Genomic DNA, 19,425 nt, shown 5'->3' on the forward strand with positions numbered 1-19,425 from the left:
CCATTAACATTCTTGGTTTTCTCTTTGATTCTCATTAATTTTAAAAAGTTGCGCCTCTTTTTAACAACATTATATCATATATCTAACTTAATGCAATATATAAATGTCATTTTGTAAAATTTTATTAACAAAAAACTCTCTACCACCTAAATGATAGAGAGTTTTCTGCTTATTCAATTTTCTCAAAACATCTACAGCATCGTAGGATTTCACATCTAATGTCTTAGCTACGACTGTATTGTCCTCAATATCGTCTAGAAAGACACAATTTGTAGATTATAACTGCTACTTATCGATAGTTACTCATATCCATTAGTCCACCTCCATACTTATGTCAAGCCCCCTCTTTACTTTATGATTTCATATTCTCCTTACAAATCTTTTTGGTAATAAAATCTTTTTCCTGTGTAGGGATAGTCTTGTAAGGTAAAAACTTCCTTGTAGCCATGCATTTTATAAAAATCTGGAGCTTGAAACTGGTAAGTATTGACAAAAGCAAAACGACAGTTTCGATTCTTAGCTTCAGTTTCTGCTTGCTGCAATAGGTTTGAACCGAGTCCTTGCCCTCTCAGTTCTTCTTTTACAAATAAATACTCGATTTCTAGCCAATTTCCAAAAGTCTCTGCTATCAAACCTGCCATGAGATTGCCCTTTTCATCTTCGACATAAAGATTAAGTGGCTCACTTTCAGCCTCTTCTCTTTTTGAACGGTTATAAACACGAATCAGATTCCCTATTTCTTGTGATTTATGGGATTCTTTATTTTCCAATCTAAAGTACATCTAAACCTCCTCGAAAACTGATACAGCTTGATTATAGTCTTATTTCAATAGACTGTCAAACTAGCAAAAACCCACCAACCGGAGTTGATGAGTTTCAAATCTATTTTCTAAATTTCCACTGGCTGTAAATCCCAAAACCGATAATCCAGATAGCTGAACCGATTGCTCCGACAAATGTAGACTCTTGTAAAAAGAGGGTTACAAAGACAAAGGCAAAGAAGAGCATGGTTAAAGGATTTAAGAAACGATAATGGGGCATGAGATAGCCATCCGCCATAAAGTCTGGTGACTTGCGGTATTTAAGGTGAGCCACCATAATCAAGATATAAATGGCGATATAGACACCTGATGATGATGCCGTAATCAAGGCAAAGGCATCGGAAACACCTGGCAAGACATTGATAAAGGCTGCTAGGGCAATCAAGATTGCTGAAGCGATGATGGCATTTTGTGGCACGTTATGACGAGAAAGAGTATCTGCCTTAATAGCCTTTAAGAATGGATTTGGTGAATCATGGGCAATCTGGTACAAATGACGACCGGTTGAATAAAGGGTTGAGTTAAGAGCAGATGCTGCTGAGGTCAAAACGACGAAGTTAATCAAGGCCGCTGCCCACTTGATACCTGCCAATTCAAATACTGTTACAAAAGGAGAATCAGCTGAGGCAAGCTCACGCCATGGAATGATAGCCATGATGGCTAAGAGGGCACCACCGTAGAAAAAGGCGATACGCAAAGGAATTTCCTTAACGGCTTTTGGCAAGACCTGACGTGGATTTTTAGTTTCTGAAGTTGTTACCCCGATAAACTCAATCATGAGGTAAGCAAAGAACACCATCTGGAAGGCCATGACAAAGTTCACTCTACCGTTAGGGAAGAGGGAGAAATTGTCGGTGATATTGGCCAAACTTGCTACTCCATGAGGTGTCTTAAAGCCTGTCAAGACCATAAAGACTCCTGTTGCAATCATGGCTAAAATAGCCACAATCTTGACCATCGCAAACCAAAACTCAACTTCCCCAAAGAGCTTCACCGCAATCAGATTGATCAAGGCTAGAATGGTCAAAAATCCAATCTCAATCATCCAACTTGGCCAGCTAGGGAACCAAAACTGAACGTAGTGAGAGATGGCTGTAATTTCCGCCATACCGATAAAGACAACGGATAGCCAGTAGGACCAAACTGAGAAATAACCCCAGCCCTTACCCAAATGGCGCGTGATAAAATTGATAAAGGTATGTTGCTCAGGGTCTTGATAGAGCATTTCCCCAACCGCACGCATCATGAGGAACATGAAGGCCCCAGTAATCATATAAATCAGCACAATAGAAGGACCTGTTAGGCTAATAGAGCGACCCGCTCCCAAAAAGAGTCCTGTTCCGATTGTTCCCGCAATGGCCATAACCTGCACATGACGATTGGTCAGACCACGCTCCATCTTATTTTTTTTCTTCTTTGAACTCATAACGTCTCCAATTCAATTTAAAATGGAAAAAGGAGTGAGTGAAGCGCACTGCCTCCCCACTCCTTTTTTCTATTTTTAGGCTGTTTTTTCAACCTTCAAAATTTTTACATCATAGCTACCAACAGGTGTTTCAATGGTTGCTGTGTCACCTGTTTTCTTGCCAATCAAGGCTTGTCCAATTGGGCTTTCATTTGAAACCTTTCCTGCAAAGGCATCTGCACCCGCTGAACCAACGATAATATAAACTTCTTCTTCATCCTCACCAATTTCTTGGATAGTGACTGTTTTACCAATCGCTACTTCGTCTTGGGCAACTGAGTCACTATTGACGATTTCAGCATAACGGATTTTCGTTTCCAAGCTAGAGATTTGTCCTTCGACAAAGGCTTGTTCATCCTTAGCTGCTTCGTACTCACTGTTTTCAGAAAGGTCACCGTATGAACGGGCAATCTTAATGCGTTCTACCACTTCTGGACGGCGGACCAATTTCAATTCTTCTAATTCTTTTTCAAGTTTTTCCTTTTCCTCAAGGGTCATAGGATATGTTTTTTCTGCCATTTTTCTCAACTTTCCTTCGATAATATTGAATCTCTATCTGAGATTCTCATTTGTGTAGTCTTAGTTTGAACTACTATTTTGAGTAAGCTTGCTATTGACGTGCTCAGCTACATTACGATCATGTTCTTCCTGTGTCACTGCGTAATAGACTTTACCATCTGTAACATTGGCTACAAAGTAGAGGTTCTCACTCTTTGTTTGGTTGATACTTGCTTCAATCGCGTCCTGACTTGGACTATCTACTGGACCAGGCATCAAACCAGGTTTGGTATAAACATTATATGGTGAATTAATCGATGTGTCAATTCCAGCATCATCTGCTAGGCTAATATTTTGGCCAAGTTTGCCTTGAGCATACAAGATTGCAATATTGCTTTGAAGTGGCATACCAAGATTCAAACGGTTGTAGAAGACACCTGCAATCAACTTACGGTCTTCAGTCTTAGCACCTTCTTTTTCAACAAGTGAAGCAATTGTTAGCAATTCATTGACTGTCAAGTTTTTAGACTTGATTGCACTATAGTGCGGAGTCAAGGTCTTATCCATAGCTGCCAACATCTCATCAATTAAGCTTTCAATAGTCGTGCTTTCCTTGATAGAGTAGGTCGCTGGGAAAAGATAACCTTCCAAACGGTAACGAGCTCCACTTTCTTTCGTTGGCAAGCTTTCAAGTAGATTTGGATATTTAGCAACTTCTTGACTGATAAAGTTGTCATCTTGCACTTTAGCCAAGAAAGCTTCCGCTGTCAAAGGTTCTTTAAATTCACCTTGTAATTGGCCTACAGCTTGGGCAATTTGCTCAATTGTATATCCCTCTGGAATGGTCAAATCTGCAAGTGAAGGTTCTTGAGGTTCAGGAGTACCACCTTTTTGGAGTTCCTTAATGATATCCTCTGTACTCATGCTCTTTTGCAAATTGTAATATCCAGCCTTCAAATCTGAATAATTCTTATATTTAGCATAAAAAGCAAAAATCACACCGTGTTTAATCACACCAGAATGTTCAAGTGCTGATCCAATCTCTTGGACATTGGATCCTTCTGGGATTTGAACCGTTACATATTCCTTAGAATTTGCATCAACTGGTAATAAAGATGATTGAACATACTGGTAACCAAAGTAACCACCTGCTGAAATCAAGGCAAGGAAAATCAATAGAGAAATGAAGAAAGCTTTCAAATGTGATTTTTTCTTCTTAACAGGTTTAACTGTCTCACGACGACTACGACGTGGAGTTTCAGAAATCACGTCAACAGCTTCAGCTTCAACGACCGGTTCAGGTCTTGGCGCTTCTGCTTGTGTCTCTTTTGGTTCTTCGGTTCTATAAGAAACAGCTACTCTTGTTGGAGTTGTGTTCAAATCTCTTTCGACCTTTTGTGGACGATTAGTCTCTGGCCCTGGAACCGGTCTTGATGAACTTGCTTCAGCTGGTGAAGCTGGAACATCTTGACTAGGGTGACTAGGAACGATTGGAGCTTCCTCTCTTAGTTCCTTCGCCGGTGATGCAGGCACATCTTCACTAGGATGCTGTGGAACACGTGGTGCATTCTCCATAATTTTTTCAACAGCTGATAGGGATGCATTCATCACTTCTTCATCAGCAATTTTTGTGTCAGGGACAGACAAAGCTGATTTTTTTTCATCAAGTTCAGCGGCCTCTTGACGAATCCCTTCATAACGTTTTACTTTTTCTAAATCACGTAAAATCTGCTCTTTAAAGCTTAATTTTTCGTCTTCTCTTGACTTTTCACTCAAAAGTTTATCCTCCTCGTTGACAATCCATAATATTATATCTTAAAAACGAAAGAAAAGCAACCTAGCATGCTTTTCTAGCTTATTTTTTAGCTTCCCAGACCATATCATACCAAGTTTCCCCTGCAAAGGTTGACTGGGACAGGCCTTCATTGACAAATCCATGTTTTTCGTAGTAAGTAATGAGATAGTCATGACAGGTTAGGTTAATGCCTTCTCTTTCGTGTTCAAGAGCTAGTTCTTTCAAGGCTGTTAGTAATTTCTGACCAAGTCCAAGGCCCTGTGCCTCCTCGGCAATAGAAAGACAGGTCACAGAGATATAACCACCAGGTTCATGACTATAATCTTCTATCTCTTCTGTAAAAGACTGATCTTGCAGATGGCGGTGTGGTCCAACTGGCCCTTCTATATACCCCATGATTCTGCCTTCTTTTTCTGCAACCAGAAACGAGGTCCGAATCTCTCGCAAATGCGCCTCAAAAACAGAGCGAGGAATGGCTTCTTCTATCGAGAAATTCTCTAGTTCAATCTCGACGATACGATCTAAATCTTCTAATCTTGCTTTCCTGATTTTCATTGTGCCTCCTAAAAAAAGAGATTAAACCAAATCATACTAAAACCTTGACTAGCTGCATAAAGCGAATCTGTCTCTTCTTCATCAATAAAACCGTTCATTTCAAAATAGGAAAGCAACTCATCCGGACTCTTCAAACGAATAGCTTTGTAATCCAGCTTAACTGCCACATCTTTCAAAGCCGCAAGAAGAAGCGTTCCTAAGCCCTGTCTCTGATGGTCACCCTCGATGACTAAAGAATGTATTTCTAGACATTTCGGATTGTGTGGGTAAGGACCACCTAGAACATAGCCCAGAAGCTGATTTTCATCCCTAGCTAGAAGAAAGGTATCCGCATACTTACGGATACTTTCTTCTAAAATATGGGAAGGTTGCTGCTTTTCAGCTGGAAAAGATGAAGCCTGAAGTACCTCTATCTCAGCCAAATCAGACTTACTTGCCTGAATGATTTTAATTGGAATTTCCATGGGAAAATCCTATTGAACATTGCTTGTCAAGTTAGACAAGAGACGTTCAAATGAATACTCATAGGTTTGGATGTCTCCTGCTCCCATAAAGACATAGACAGCATTATCATGGTCAAGGAGTGGAGAAACATTTTCAACAGTAATCACTTGGTGTTTCTTGTTAATTTTATTAGCTAGGTCTTCTACCTTAACATCACCATTGTCTACTTCACGAGCAGATCCATAGATTTGCGCTAGATAAACAGCATCCGCTTGATTCAAAGCGTCGGCAAATTCGTCCAACAAGGCAATAGTTCTAGTAAAGGTATGCGGTTGGAAGACTGCTACAATTTCCTTGCTTGGATATTTCTGACGAGCCGCATCCAAGGTCGCAATGATTTCTGTTGGATGGTGGGCAAAGTCATCGATAATCACTGTGTCATTGACAATTTTCTCAGTGAAACGACGCTTAACACCGGCAAATGTTTTCAAGTGTTCACGCACCAAATTCAAATCAAATCCTGCTGTGTAAAGAAGACCAATAACGGCTGTCGCATTCATGATATTGTGACGACCAAAGGTTGGAATGTGGAATTGCCCTAATTCTTGACCACGGAAATGAACTGTGAAGGTTGAACCAGTTGTTGAACGAAGAAGATCACTAGCGACAAAGTCATTACCTTCTGCTTCAAAACCATAATAATAAATTGGTGCATCAGACGTAATCTTACGCAATTCAGTATCCTCACCGTAGATAAACAAACCTTTGGTAATTTGTTTAGCATAGTCGTTAAAGGCATTGAAAACATCCTCTAGACTTGTGAAATAGTCTGGATGGTCAAAGTCGATGTTGGTGATAATAGAATATTCTGGGTGGTAAGGCATGAAGTGGCGCTCATATTCGTCAGATTCGAAGACAAAATATTTGGCATTGGCTGAACCACGACCAGTCCCGTCTCCAATCAAGAAGCTAGTATCTGTGATATGAGACAAGACATGAGACAACATACCTGTAGTTGAAGTTTTTCCGTGCGCTCCAGCAACTCCCATGCTAACAAAGTCACGCATAAAGCTACCTAGGAACTCATGGTAACGTTTGTAGCTGATACCATTTTGGTCTGCATAAGCAATTTCGACGTTGTTATCTGGACGAAAGGCATTTCCAGCGATAATTTCCATATCACCGTCTAGATTCTTTTCATCAAAAGGAAGAATAGTAATCCCTGCCTGCTCGAGACCACGTTGAGTAAAGTAGTACTTTTCAACATCTGAACCCTGTACCTTATGTCCCATTTGGTGCAACATCAAGGCCAAGGCACTCATACCTGATCCCTTAATTCCGATAAAATGATATGTCTTTGACATGTTTTCTCCCCTATTCCGTAATTCTTGTCAGGTTCAACTCTTGGGCAACCTGACGTTCTTGTTCTTTTTGTTGATTCTTTTTATTGTAGATTTGGCTCTTCTTCAGAAAATCATAGTTGTTTTTCTTTGGGCCTGAAGTTTCTTTTGGCTCAGCTTGAGTCGAAATATTGTTCACTTCTTCCGCCAAGATGTAATGAGACTGGGTCAATTTTTGACTATATTTAACAAATTCACCAGGATTTTCCTTTTGGAAAGGCGCAGTAGGTTGATTGCCCTGTCTATCCAAACGTTGCTGAGAAGGGCGCCTTGTAGGAGTAATATCTTTAGTCAGATAACTTGCTGAACGTTTCTTTTTCAAGTCCGCACGCGCTTCTTCACGTGCCACCTCCGCATAGCTCTTTCCTTCTTTTTTAACTCCTAAACCAGCCTTCTTAGGTTTCTCTACGGGCTTTTCAATCGGTTTTGCTGGTTTTTCTTCAGTAATAGGTGCCCACTCCAGATAATTCTTATCACGGTATTCTCCCTTGATATTACTGATAAAGTCAGATTCATCATAGAGGTCCATAACCGGCATCTCAGTCAACATGATCTCATCATCTGACACCAATGGAAATCGTTCTTCTCTCATTTTCTATTTCCTTTCAACACTTCATTATAGCGTATTGTCTTGATTTTTCAAGTGCTGGCTTCAGAAATTCCCAAAATTTCTCTAATTTCTGCTAGGCTGAGACTGCCACGTGACTCTGTTCCATCCAATACTTGTGACACCAGATGTTTCTTTTGTTCTTGGAGTTCCTGAATTTTTTCTTCAATGGTTCCCCTGGTCACTAAGCGATAAACCTCAACCGTTTCTTCCTGACCCATCCGATGGGCACGGCCAATAGCTTGCGCTTCCACCGCAGGATTCCACCAAAGGTCAACCAAAATAACCGTATCAGCACCTGTCAGATTCAGACCGACACCACCAGCCTTGAGGGAAATCAGAAAGGCATCTCTTTCCCCTTGGTTAAAGGCTTTGGTCATGTCTTGTCTTTCCTTGGCTGGGGTTGAACCCGTAATTTTAAAGGAAGTCAAGCCCAAGTCTGGCAGTTCTTGTTCTATTTTCTCTAACATTCCCTTGAACTGCGAGAAAATCAAGACACGGTGTCCACCGTCTGCCACCTGGACCAGCAGGTCTCGAAGACTATCCAGTTTGCCACTGGCTCCCTGATAATCTTCCATAAAGAGGGCAGGAGTATCACAAATTTGACGCAAACGCATCAGACCAGATAAGATTTCCACCCGACTTCGATGAAATTCCTGATCTGAAACTTGAGCCAGACGGTCCCGCATCTGTTGTAACTGGGCTAGGTAGATAGCCTTCTGCTGGTCTTCCAGTTCATTTTTATAAACCACTTCAATCAAGTCTGGTAATTCAGTCAGAACTTCTTCTTTCTTGCGTCGCATCACGAAAGGCTTGATAAACTGAGCCACTCGCTCAGCTGGTAATTTCATAAATTCTTTCTTCCTTGGCAAAAGTCCCGGCATAACGATTTGGAAAATAGACCACAACTCACCCAGATGGTTTTCAATAGGAGTTCCTGACAAAGCAAAAACTGACGGCACCACAAATTGTCTCAAGGTCTGAGCAATCTTAGTTTGGGCATTTTTCATGACCTGAGCCTCATCTAAGAAAAGGAAGTCAAAGGCCATCCCCTGATAAAGCTCACTGTCCTGACGGAAGGTAGCATAACTCGTCACATAGATTTGATGGCTCTCAGCAAGAATCTCTTCACGACTAGCTTTCAAGCCATGAACAACAGCTACATCCAACTGTGGGGCAAACTTCTGAAATTCATCTGCCCAGTTGTAAATCAAACCTGACGGAGCTAAAATCAGGACCCGGCTTTCTTTTGTCACTTGACTAGTCAAAAAAGCAATGGTCTGGAGGGTTTTCCCCAATCCCATATCATCAGCCAAAATCCCACCAAAACCATAATAATGGAGCATTTGTAACCAGCCGATTCCCTTTTCCTGATAATCTCGCAGATCAGCCTGAACCTGAGTTTCTTGTCTAGGGAAGTCCTCTGGATGCGTCAAATCGTAGGCCAAATTCTGGAATTCTTGTGAAAAAGAAACACGGTCACGTCCTTCAAAGAGATGAGCCAAACTATAAGCCAAGGATTTTCGAGTCTGCAAGGCCCCATCTTTTAACTCAAATTGCCCCAGTTCCTGTAGATTTTGTCGAATTTTCTTGGTTTCTTCATCGAAAAAGTAGACTTGATTGGACGAATCAATATAAAAATCCTTGTTGGCAACCAAGGCCTGCATGGCTTGGTCAATTTCCTCTTGGGCAATATCTTGAAAATCAAACTGGATTTCCAAGAGACCTCCCTTGGAAGCAATTTGCACTTGAGGACTTGCTAGACTATAAAGCTCTTCTAACTTGTCTGATAGTTCAACATTCCCAAGTTTTTCAAAGACTGGAATGATTTCATGGAAGAAATGATAGACAGACTCTACTTTTAAGGCCTGACGCCAAGATTGAAAGTCTGCTTCAAAACCAGCTACCAAACAGACTTGGAAAATTCTTTCTTCTAAGTCAGCATCACTCGAAAAAGGTAATTCTTCTAGCTCTTGTCGGCTAGATACCTTCCTGTCTCCATAATCAAACTGAATTTCTAAACGAATCCGATTGTCTTCTTCCCTGTCAAAGTAAAAAGAGGGCTCAAAAGTTTTGATATGTAGACGTTCTGGAGCTGAAACGGTCCCCATCTGGCTAAAAAGAGTTAAACAGGAAGCCAACTTATCGCGGTCACTGCTATCAAATTGCAAGTATTTCTTTCCATGCTGATCCAAAGGCAACGCTTTGATTTCCTTGAGAAGACGCACCTGCTGGTCTGTTAGAAAATAAACCTGTCCTTTATGGAAAAGTACAGTCCCCTGATAAAAGACATTGACCCTAGGGCTCTCGCTGATTTCCATTTCAAAATAGTCAGAGTATTCTGTTACTGTAAAGGCAAATAGATTGGCATCCGCATTCATATCTTGAAAAAGCAGGGTTTGGTAACTATCTACTTGATGGTCAAATTGAAAATGGGGCAGGGTCATCAGTAAATTCACACCCTGCTCAAAAAAGGTCAGAGGGAAAAAAAGGTGTCGGCCTTGATTTTGGAAAAAGAGGTCTGGAGTCAGTCCTTCCTCCGTTAGTCCGCGCAAGAAAGTAAGAAGCTCTTGGCTGGCTTCATCAAAGGCTTCCCAAGAAAGAGACTCCTCATAAATCTTGCCAATCATATAAGGTTTTCTCTTCTCGACGACTTTTAAAAAGAGCGGAATATCCCGAATGACGTAGTATTTTTGGCTATTGATTTGCCCGATTCTCAGAGTCCACAAGATATGATTGCTTCCTGCTTCCACCTGACCCACAGCTGACAACTCATAGGTTCGGTCTGATTTTGGAGATAAGATTCGTTCCAAAAATTTTCCACCCAAGGTCACCTTGGTTTCAACGGCCTCTTTTTCCTCATAACCTTCTTCCAGACCCTGCAAGATTTCCTGACCACGCTCATCATTTTTCAGAAAATGTTCCAGAGCTGCCAAATGCACACAGTAGCCCCTCTTTTGGAAAAAATCGCAGGCACAAAAAACCAAATCATCCTCTAAACTATAGCGCAGTTCTTCTTCTGCAACGCGAGCGTAGAGCCGATTGTTCTTTTCCTTGATAATGTCAACCTTACCAGTTTCATAAAGGGCAACGCCTTCGATACGGACTTTCCCCGGAATCAATTTAGCCATATTTTTACCTTTACCTTATCTTTTTATTATACCATATTTTCCCCTATGAAAATAGCCTTCTAAGGATACTTTTCTCCTAGAAGGCTGGATTTTTAAAGTTTAGCAAAAGTCGTCACAATTCGCTGACACACTTCTTGCAGCAGAGATTTAGGCATAGCTACATTGAGACGGGCATGGAGACTCCCTTCCTCTCCAAAATCCAAACCACGGTTGAGGATAACCTTGGCTTCATTTCTCAACATCTCTTGCAATGTTTCATCAGTCAGGTCATAGGCTGAAAAATCAAGCCAAATCAAGTAGGTTCCTTGCGGCTTCATGACCTTGATTTTAGTCTCTTTTCCAAATAAATCCACCACATAATTGATATGGTCTTCAAAGACTTGCTTGAGTTCCTCTAGCCAATCTTTACCGTATCGATAGGCAGCTTCTGTCGCCAAATAACCCAAGCCTGAAATTTCATGCTGGTTATTGGCCAACTGGCGTTTCTGGTAAGCCACTCGCAACTTAGGATTTTCAATAACTGCATATGAATTTTTTGTTCCAGCAATATTAAAGGTTTTAGTGGCACTACTCAAGACGATAGCAAATTCTTTAAAGTCAGGATTGATGGTATTGAAGGAATGATGCTTGTGATCAAAGAGGGCCAAATCTTGGTGAATCTCATCTGAAACCAAGAAAACACCGTGTTTTTGGCAGAGTTGGCCAATCTTCTCCAACACTTCCTTTTCCCAAACACGTCCACCAGGATTGTGAGGGTTGCAAAGAATATAGAGTTTGACCTCTTCTTCCACCAAATCCTTTTCAAGTTGATCAAAGTCAATCTCAAACAGACCATCCTTTTCCACCAAAGAATTAGTAATCAATCTACGGTTGTTCAACTTGACACTGCGAGCAAAGGGGGGATAGACAGGTGTGTTAATCAGAACCGCTTCGCCTTCTTTTGTAAAGGCTTGAATAGCTGTTGAGATGGCTGGTACCACACCCTCGATAAAGACAAGAGCCTCTTTATCAAAGTGGTAACCGTGTTGTGTGGCTTCCCACTTTTGAACTTCCTTAATTAACTCTTCACTGGCATAGGTATAGCCATAAACCAGTTGATCAGCGTAAGTCTGCACGGCTTGGCGGATTTCAGGCAAGACTACAAAGTCCATATCCGCTATCCAAGCTGGCAAGACTTCACTATCCGTTTCTGCCTCTTTCCATTTATAGGTATGGTGCCCTATACGATTGGGTAGGCTTGTAAAATCATATTTTCCCATCTTTGTCTTATCCTTCCAAGGCTTGGCGCAAATCTGCAATCAAATCTCTAGCATCCTCAATCCCAATTGACAAGCGCAAGAGGTCATCTGTCAAACCATAAGAATGGCGTACTTCTGCTGGAATATCAGCGTGAGTTTGCGTCGTTGGATAAGTAATGAGACTTTCTACCCCACCCAAACTTTCCGCAAAAGAGAAGACCTTAAGACTGTTCAAAATGTGAGGAATGCGTGTTTCATCCGCTACTTTAAAGGAAATCATGCCTCCACGACCAGTGTAGAGAACTTCCTTAACTGCTGGAGAATCCTTCAAAAAGGCAACCACTTCTTGAGCGTTAGCTGTTGAGCGCTCCATACGAAGAGACAAGGTCTTGAGACCACGAATCAATTGATAACTGTCAAATGGAGACAAGACTGCCCCTGTCGTATTGAGATTGTAGAAAAGCTTTTCGTATAGTTCTAAACTATTGGTCACAACCACTCCAGCCAAAACATCATTGTGCCCTGCTAGATACTTGGTTGCTGAATGGAGAACGATATCTGCTCCATCTTCAATCGGACGTTGGTAGATAGGGCTGTAGAAGGTATTGTCCACCAACACTTTAGCACCCTTAGCATGAGCTAATTTTGCTAGTTTTTCGATATCAAATTCCAACATCAAGGGATTGGTTGGCGTTTCGATATAGAGAACATCCACGTCCTTTTCTAACTCGGCAGTCAACTCTTCTTCTGTATTGGCATAGGTAAAATGGAAACGGCCTTCCTGCTCCACTTGATTGAACCAGCGGAAAGAACCACCATAAAGGTCACGGACAGCCAAGACCTTACTTCCTACTGGAAAAACGCTAAAGGCCGGTACAATAGCTGACATCCCTGAGCTAGTCGCTAGGGCATAGTCTGCTGACTCAATAGCCGCCAAGACTTCTTCAGCCTTACTGCGAGTTGGGTTTTTGGTGCGCGTATAGTCAAATCCAGTAGATTTACCAAACTCTGGATGCTGATAGGTCGTTGAAAAATGAAGCGGTGTCACCAAAGCTCCTGTCGCTTCATCTGATTTAATGCCCGCCTGGGCCAAAATTGTGTTAATGTGTAATTCCTTGCTCATACAATACCTCCAAATCTATAGTAACTATTGTACCACTTATTTTCATCAACTCATTTTCTTCTTTTCAAGAGCTAGTTATAGTTTCAAACTATAGACTTATCGAGTAAAGCCAAAAAAGAATCCAGAAAAGCTTCCAGATTCTTTTGTGAAAATGATTGCTAGGGTTTACTGTGAACGAAAGAAATCCTGTTGGACTAAATAGTCATAATGCTCTTTATTAAATTGATATTGACCCACATGCTGACTAACCTGACCGACATCCACGGAAAAAATATAGTCTTCATTTTTATAGTGCCAGTTCAGCCTAACTGTATTCAAGACGGTCTTATAAGTAAAATCTTTGACTCGATTCCAAGGCATCTCTACGACTTGATTAGAACGATTTTCAGTTACATCACTGATGTCCATCAAGTAGATTCCCTTAGGTGTGAATGCCAGAATCTTAGGCTTCACACTCGACTGAACATAGTAGGAACCGCCTATAATGAAAAAATCAATAAAGGATTTCAACCAGGTCTTTTTCTTAAAAGCCATCAGAAAATTCTTTTGCCCTTCAATGTGGCAAGTTGAAAGAAATGATGCAATCTGTTTTTCTGTTGCAAACTCCATAATAGCGCCCATGATGATACCTCCATAACTATCAGTAAATAGGCAGATAAGCACTCTTCACATAAAAGAAGAACTTACCATTTGTTACGTTTTATCTTAGGTTTATAGTAGACAGCATCCCTCCTATAAAATTAATTTAATCTATGTATCCTCAATTAGCTATGAGAGACCTTCGAAAATAACTTCTCGCAACTTTTATTATATTCATTATAACATAAATTTAATAAACCAATTAAAAAATGTAAGCACTTTTCTTCCAAATTCGCCATCATTCTATTAAAAAACGACAGCTTCTTTCGAAACCATCGTTTTTCTTGAAAAATCCTTATTTGACATGTTTTGCCAATTCTTCTTGGGCTTTTTTATTGGATTCTTCTTTTTCTTTCAACCATTTTTCTTTGGCTTTTTCATATTCTTCTTTTGTGACTGTCTTATCTTGTACTTTGAGGTATTTATATGATTCGATACCTTTATTACCAGCCAATGAATATGGTTCTGAGAAAGGAACTGTTTTTCTCAATACTGGTGTTCCACCCTTAGATACATTTGGAATTGCTAAAGCACTATCTACCAACCACGCTTGGATATCGGCATACTTGTCATAGCGTTTTGCAAGATCTTGTTCCTTATTAGCTTCTTCCAACATTTGAGTGTAGACATCTAGTCCAACAGCCTTGGCCTTGTCATTGGCTTCACCTGGCTCTAAACCTAGATTTTGCATCAAACCACCAGAATTAACGTTAAAGACATCAAGATAGGTTGAAGGATCTTGGTAATCAGGACCCCAACCACCGTTGTAAAGATCATAATCCTTCTGAGCTGCTGTCTGAGCCAAATAGCTTGTATTGTCATAATCTTCAGTAGTGAGTTGTTGAATATCAATTACAACATTTTCTGAACCTAAAGCTGCCTCAATAGATTGCTTCATAGAGTTTGCCTCTTGGACACCCTTTTTAGCAGCTTGGTCAACTGTCATGTCCAAGTGGATAGGAAATTGGACTCCTTTAGCTTGGAGTTCTTTCTTAGCTTCTGCAAATTTAGCCTTGGCTTTTTCAGCATTGTAGTATGGATCCTGAGCATCCGCAAAGTTGATCCCTTGCCATTCCTTACCATAATTGACCATCTTAGAGGCTACTACTTCACCAAAGTCTTTTCCGTTGATACTTACGAAGTTTGGAGGAACAACCAAGTTACGCAAAATCTTAGTTGCACCATCTTCTCCCTGAGATTGAGCCCCGTAAGCTGTACGGTCATAGGCAAAATTAATGGCTTGACGGAAGTTCTTGTTAAGAACCGCTTCTTGAGTCGATTTCTTTTCAGCATCACTTGTCTTGGAAGTGAATTTATAAGATTTTCTATCTAGGTTAAAGTTTAAGAAGTAAGAAGTAGCATCCTGTAAACTATAAATGATATTGTCCTTATTCTTTTCTTTAATTCCTTCAAAACTTGAACTATTTGGATAAAGGCGAGCGTAGCTATAAGCACCCTCTACAAAGTTACGAGCCAGTGCATCTTGGTCACTACCATCATAATAAGCCAATTTCACATCATCTACAAAGACATTTTTAGCATCCCAGTAGTTCGGATTTTTCTTGAATTCAATGACAGATTTTGAAACAAAGGATTTCATCAAGAAAGGTCCATTGTACAAAATACTAGATGGGTCTACCTTCCCAAAATCATCCCCTTTTGATTTCAAGAAATCCGCATTGACTGGGAAGAGAATGGTTGAAGTTGTTTTTGAGTTCCAGTAAGATTCTGGTCGTGTCAAAGTATATTGAACGGTTTGGTCATCTAGAGCCTTAACTCCGACAGTTGAAAAGTCGCTTGTTTTACCAGTGATGTAGTCATCTAAACCAGCAACGGATTCTTGCACCAAGTACAAGGCTTCTGATTTTTTATCAGCCGCATATTTCAAACCAGTTACAAAATCTTGGGCAGTTACAGGAGCATACTCGTCTCCATCTGCAGTATACCATTTAATATCTTTTTAATATCTTTACGAAGTTTATAGGTATAGGTTAAACCGTCCTGAGAAACAGTCCAATCCTCTGCCAAGGATGGGACATAGTTCCCATACTGATCATTTTCCATGAGACCATCTACCAGATTGGTCACAATATCATTGGTTGTTGCCCGGTTTTCTGCTAGATAGTTCAAGCTAGATGGATCACTTGAGTAAACATAGTTATATGTTTTAGAAGCGCTAGTTGAGTTCCCACATGCACTTAGCAGGATACCTGCACTTAACACGACACCTGCAAGTGTTGCATACTTGGCCTTAGACTTTTTCATTTCCAGAACCTCCTGATTTAAATATTTGTCTTGTTATACAATTTTAGTTTTATTTAGTCAATAGTTTTTTGAAAAAATCAATTATTCCATCCACAAACTATAGAAATCATTCTACAAAATAATAAAAAAGAGAATAATTCAATCATTCCATGATAGAAACGTTCAAATCATTCCCTTTATTTATAAAAAATTATTGAGAAATCTTTAATTTTGCTCGCAGGCGATCTGCTTGAGCTTGGCCAATCACCTTGTCCAACAAGCGAGTGCGAAGACTCAAAAATCCATAAATTCCTCCTCCCATGGCACCAACAAGAGCTACATAAAGGAAACTCCAAAAGCGTCCACTTGGTTGGAAAACAAATCCTAAAATCCACTGCATTGTTCCTACTACAAGGAACATGAAAAGAGTTAACAAACTGATTAAAATGGTTCGCTTCAAGATTACCTTTCGATGCACACCTGTTACCTTACAAATATCCCGATACATCAAAACATTAGGAATAATGAGGCCGATGGTTGTGGAAATCAAAGGTCCATAACTGTGAAAGAGAGCAATGGTTGGCAGTTGTAAAACCAGCTTGGCAATGGAACCATAGATAAAATAGAGAACGGCCTTGCGGTTGCGGAACATGGCTTGAAGCATTGGAGACAAAACCATGTACAAGCCTAAAATAGTAGACTGCAAAACTGCAAAGACAAACAAGCCCATAGCCAAACTATCTGGCTTGCCATAGAAAACTGTATAGAGAGGTTCTCCTACCATGACCACTCCAACCGTTGCTGGCAGCAGGAATAAGAAAAGCATGGTAATGCTGTCCTGAACTAGACGAGAAGCCGCCTTCAAGTCCCCCTTAACATAGTTTTCAGTCAAAAGTGGCAAGCCTACACTCCCAATCGAAACCCCAACAGAAATCAAAATCATAGTGATTTTATTAGGATTGGCAGAGAAATAAGAAAACATGACAACTAAGTCTTCTTTACTATAGTTGGTAAACCACTTCATGCTATTGATAAAGGTATTTTGGTCCAAAATCTGGAAAAGCTGGATAGCAGACCCTGTCAGGATAAAAGGAATGGCTTCCTTAATGGTGTCGACCAAAAGACGCTTGCTGTTTATCTTATCTCCTGTTTCAAGGACTCTTTTAAGTAATCCTTCTTTGGCAAGGAAATAGATCAAAACTGCAAAACTAGCTACCATACCAACAAAAGCAGCAAAGGTAGATTGGGTAACCGCTGCTAGGTAGTCTCCTGAACCGAGCTTCATAATGATAAAGGTAGCTAAGAGCATCCAGATAACACGAATGACCTGCTCAGCGATTTGGCTCATGGCATAAGGTTTCAGGTTATTCATCCCTTGGAAGAAGCCTCGAATCACACTCATAGATGGGAAAATCAAGACCGCCCAAGCCAAGCTCTGCATGATTGGGATCAGGTCTTTCCCTACACCCGACAAATCTGCTAGCCAAGGAGCAAAGACATACAAGACCAAAGCAAAGACCAGACCTAGTCCTGTCATAAAGCCTAAAAAGCTCCGAATCAGGGCAAAGCTATGCTCTTCTTCTCGCATGGTATTGTACTTGGCCACTTGCTTGGCAACCGCAACTGGAATACCCGCTGTTGAAATCAGCAAGAACCAGGCATAGATATTGTAGCCCATAGTAAAGAGACCATTTGCTGTAGCCGCATAAGACCCCATCCAGATGTACCAAGGGATAATATAGATGGCCCCAAGCAGGCGACTGATAAAGTTACTAGCCGTTAGCCAAGCAGTCCCCCGTAACATCTGGGCCTGCTGGTGATTGTTTTCGTTAGACATAGATTCCTCATTTAATTTTAATCACTAGGAAAACTTCCTCATCTTCCATTATAAACTTTTCCTTGTCACTTGTAAATTTACGACTTTCGGTTTACAATAGAAAGTATGATTAAGATTGAAACCGTATTAGATATTTTAAAGAAAGATGATCTCTTCCGTGAGATTATCGACCAAGGACATTATCACTACAACTACAGCCATGTCATATTTGACACTATCTGCTATGACAGCCGCAAGGCCAAAGAGAAGAGCCTCTTTTTCGTCAAGGGTGCTGCCTTTAAGAAGGAATTTCTGATTTCTGCCATCTCTCAAGGCCTCGGTTGGTACGTAGCTGAGCAGGATTATGAAGTTGGTATTCCTGCTATTATCGTCAGTGATATCAAGAAAGCCATGAGTTTAGTGGCTATGGAATTTTATGGAAATCCACAGAAAAAGCTCAAACTCCTTGCCTTCACTGGAACCAAAGGTAAAACAACAGCAGCCTATTTCGCTTATAACATCTTATCTCAAGGGCATCGACCTGCTATGCTCTCGACCATGAACACAACTCTAGATGGCAAGACTTTCTTTAAGTCTGCATTGACAACCCCTGAGAGCATTGACCTCTTTGACATGATGCATCAAGCTGTGCAAAATGACCGTACTCACCTCATCATGGAGGTATCCAGTCAGGCCTATCTGGTCAAACGTGTCTATGGTCTAACCTTTGATGTGGGAGTTTTCCTCAATATCAGCCCCGACCATATCGGCCCGATTGAACACCCTAGCTTTGAAGACTACTTCTACCACAAACGTCTCTTGATGGAAAATAGCCGAGCAGTCATCATTAACAGTGACATGGACCACTTTTCTGTCTTGAAAGAACAAGTCGATGATCAAGACCATGATTTCTACGGTAGTCAGTCGAGCAACCAAATCGAGAATTCCAAAGCCTTTAGTTTTTCAGCTACGAGTAAACTCGCTGGAGATTATGATATCCAACTCATTGGCCACTTCAATCAAGAAAATGCCGTTGCTGCTGGACTTGCTTGCCTCCGTCTCGGAGCTAGTCTTGAAGACATCAAAAAAGGAATCGCTGCAACCCGCGTTCCTGGTCGTATGGAAGTCCTCACCCAGAAAAATGGAGCCAAGGTCTTCATCGACTACGCCCACAATGGGGATAGTCTGAAAAAACTAATCAATGTTGTAGAAACTCATCAAACTGGAAAAATTGCTCTGGTTCTGGGTTCGACAGGAAATAAAGGAGAAAGCCGTCGTAAGGACTTTGGCCTCCTCCTTAATCAACATCCTGAGATTCAAGTCTTTCTGACTGCTGATGATCCCAACTATGAAGACCCAATGACCATTGCAGATGAAATTAGTAGCTACATCAATCATCCTGTTGAAAAAATTGCGGATCGCCAAGAAGCCATCAAGGCAGCGATGGCTATCACAAGTCACGAATTAGATGCTGTGATTATCGCTGGTAAGGGAGCCGATTGCTACCAAATCGTCCAAGGCAAGAAAGAAGCCTATCCAGGAGATGCAGCCGTCGCAGAACATTATTTATAAGGGCACCTCTAAAAACTCCACTCTTATCACAAAAGAAAAAATCAACTGTATGTGTCTCATTTAGTTGGCACATTCAA

General features: G+C 40.8%; 14 protein-coding genes and 1 pseudogene. 1 reads left to right on the plus strand and 14 read right to left on the minus strand.

Annotation, left to right across the window (positions count from 1 at the left end; genetic code table 11):
- Positions 1-371: 371 nt before the first annotated feature.
- The 14 genes and pseudogenes from K1I71_RS01370 to K1I71_RS01435 all read right to left on the minus strand — a co-directional run bounded on the left by K1I71_RS01370 (position 372) and on the right by K1I71_RS01435 (position 17,797).
- Positions 372-782, minus strand: coding sequence for a GNAT family N-acetyltransferase (locus K1I71_RS01370; protein WP_080983321.1), 411 nt, complete (start codon positions 780-782; stop codon positions 372-374).
- Positions 783-882: 100 nt separating this feature from the next.
- Positions 883-2,247 (minus strand): amino acid permease, encoded by a 1,365-nt coding sequence (locus K1I71_RS01375; RefSeq protein ID WP_223329991.1) that lies wholly within the window; start codon positions 2,245-2,247, stop codon positions 883-885.
- A gap of 75 nt (positions 2,248-2,322) precedes the next feature.
- Entirely contained in the window at positions 2,323-2,805 is a 483-nt protein-coding gene (gene greA / locus K1I71_RS01380) for a transcription elongation factor GreA (RefSeq protein ID WP_000818768.1), read from the minus strand.
- A 60-nt stretch (positions 2,806-2,865) separates the two neighbouring features.
- Complete coding sequence (gene mltG / locus K1I71_RS01385; RefSeq protein ID WP_223329992.1) at positions 2,866-4,560, minus strand: endolytic transglycosylase MltG; 1,695 nt, start codon at positions 4,558-4,560, stop codon at positions 2,866-2,868.
- A 79-nt stretch (positions 4,561-4,639) separates the two neighbouring features.
- A complete protein-coding gene (locus tag K1I71_RS01390; RefSeq protein WP_223329993.1) occupies positions 4,640-5,134 on the minus strand; it encodes a GNAT family N-acetyltransferase in 495 nt (164 codons plus the stop codon).
- 8 nt (positions 5,135-5,142) lie between these two features.
- Positions 5,143-5,598: a GNAT family N-acetyltransferase gene (locus K1I71_RS01395; RefSeq protein ID WP_223329994.1), complete on the minus strand. Its 456-nt coding sequence runs from the start codon at positions 5,596-5,598 to the stop codon at positions 5,143-5,145.
- Between the two features lie 9 nt (positions 5,599-5,607).
- Complete coding sequence (gene murC / locus K1I71_RS01400; RefSeq protein WP_223329995.1) at positions 5,608-6,942, minus strand: UDP-N-acetylmuramate--L-alanine ligase; 1,335 nt, start codon at positions 6,940-6,942, stop codon at positions 5,608-5,610.
- A gap of 10 nt (positions 6,943-6,952) precedes the next feature.
- Positions 6,953-7,570, minus strand: coding sequence for a divisome accessory protein ZapJ (locus tag K1I71_RS01405; protein WP_049488499.1), 618 nt, complete (start codon positions 7,568-7,570; stop codon positions 6,953-6,955).
- A 47-nt stretch (positions 7,571-7,617) separates the two neighbouring features.
- Positions 7,618-10,716, minus strand: coding sequence for a pilus expression-regulating Snf2 family helicase (locus K1I71_RS01410; RefSeq protein WP_223329996.1), 3,099 nt, complete (start codon positions 10,714-10,716; stop codon positions 7,618-7,620).
- Positions 10,717-10,808: 92 nt separating this feature from the next.
- Entirely contained in the window at positions 10,809-11,975 is a 1,167-nt protein-coding gene (locus tag K1I71_RS01415; RefSeq protein ID WP_223329997.1) for a MalY/PatB family protein, read from the minus strand.
- A 7-nt stretch (positions 11,976-11,982) separates the two neighbouring features.
- Complete coding sequence (locus tag K1I71_RS01420; RefSeq protein ID WP_223329998.1) at positions 11,983-13,077, minus strand: cystathionine gamma-synthase; 1,095 nt, start codon at positions 13,075-13,077, stop codon at positions 11,983-11,985.
- 165 nt (positions 13,078-13,242) lie between these two features.
- Positions 13,243-13,698, minus strand: a complete 456-nt coding sequence (locus tag K1I71_RS01425) for a hypothetical protein (RefSeq protein ID WP_223329999.1) — start codon at positions 13,696-13,698, stop codon at positions 13,243-13,245.
- A gap of 313 nt (positions 13,699-14,011) precedes the next feature.
- A pseudogene (locus tag K1I71_RS01430) lies at positions 14,012-15,981 on the minus strand (peptide ABC transporter substrate-binding protein).
- A 190-nt stretch (positions 15,982-16,171) separates the two neighbouring features.
- Positions 16,172-17,797, minus strand: coding sequence for a putative polysaccharide biosynthesis protein (locus tag K1I71_RS01435; protein ID WP_223330000.1), 1,626 nt, complete (start codon positions 17,795-17,797; stop codon positions 16,172-16,174).
- A gap of 105 nt (positions 17,798-17,902) precedes the next feature.
- Here K1I71_RS01435 and K1I71_RS01440 point away from each other — a divergent pair, with 105 nt between their 5' ends.
- Positions 17,903-19,348, plus strand: a complete 1,446-nt coding sequence (locus K1I71_RS01440; RefSeq protein ID WP_223330001.1) for a UDP-N-acetylmuramoyl-L-alanyl-D-glutamate--L-lysine ligase — start codon at positions 17,903-17,905, stop codon at positions 19,346-19,348.
- Positions 19,349-19,425 lie beyond the last annotated feature (77 nt).

The sequence above is a fragment of the Streptococcus mitis genome (genome assembly GCF_019929545.1).
In the GTDB taxonomy this organism is placed as follows: Bacteria; Bacillota; Bacilli; order Lactobacillales; family Streptococcaceae; genus Streptococcus; species Streptococcus mitis_BU.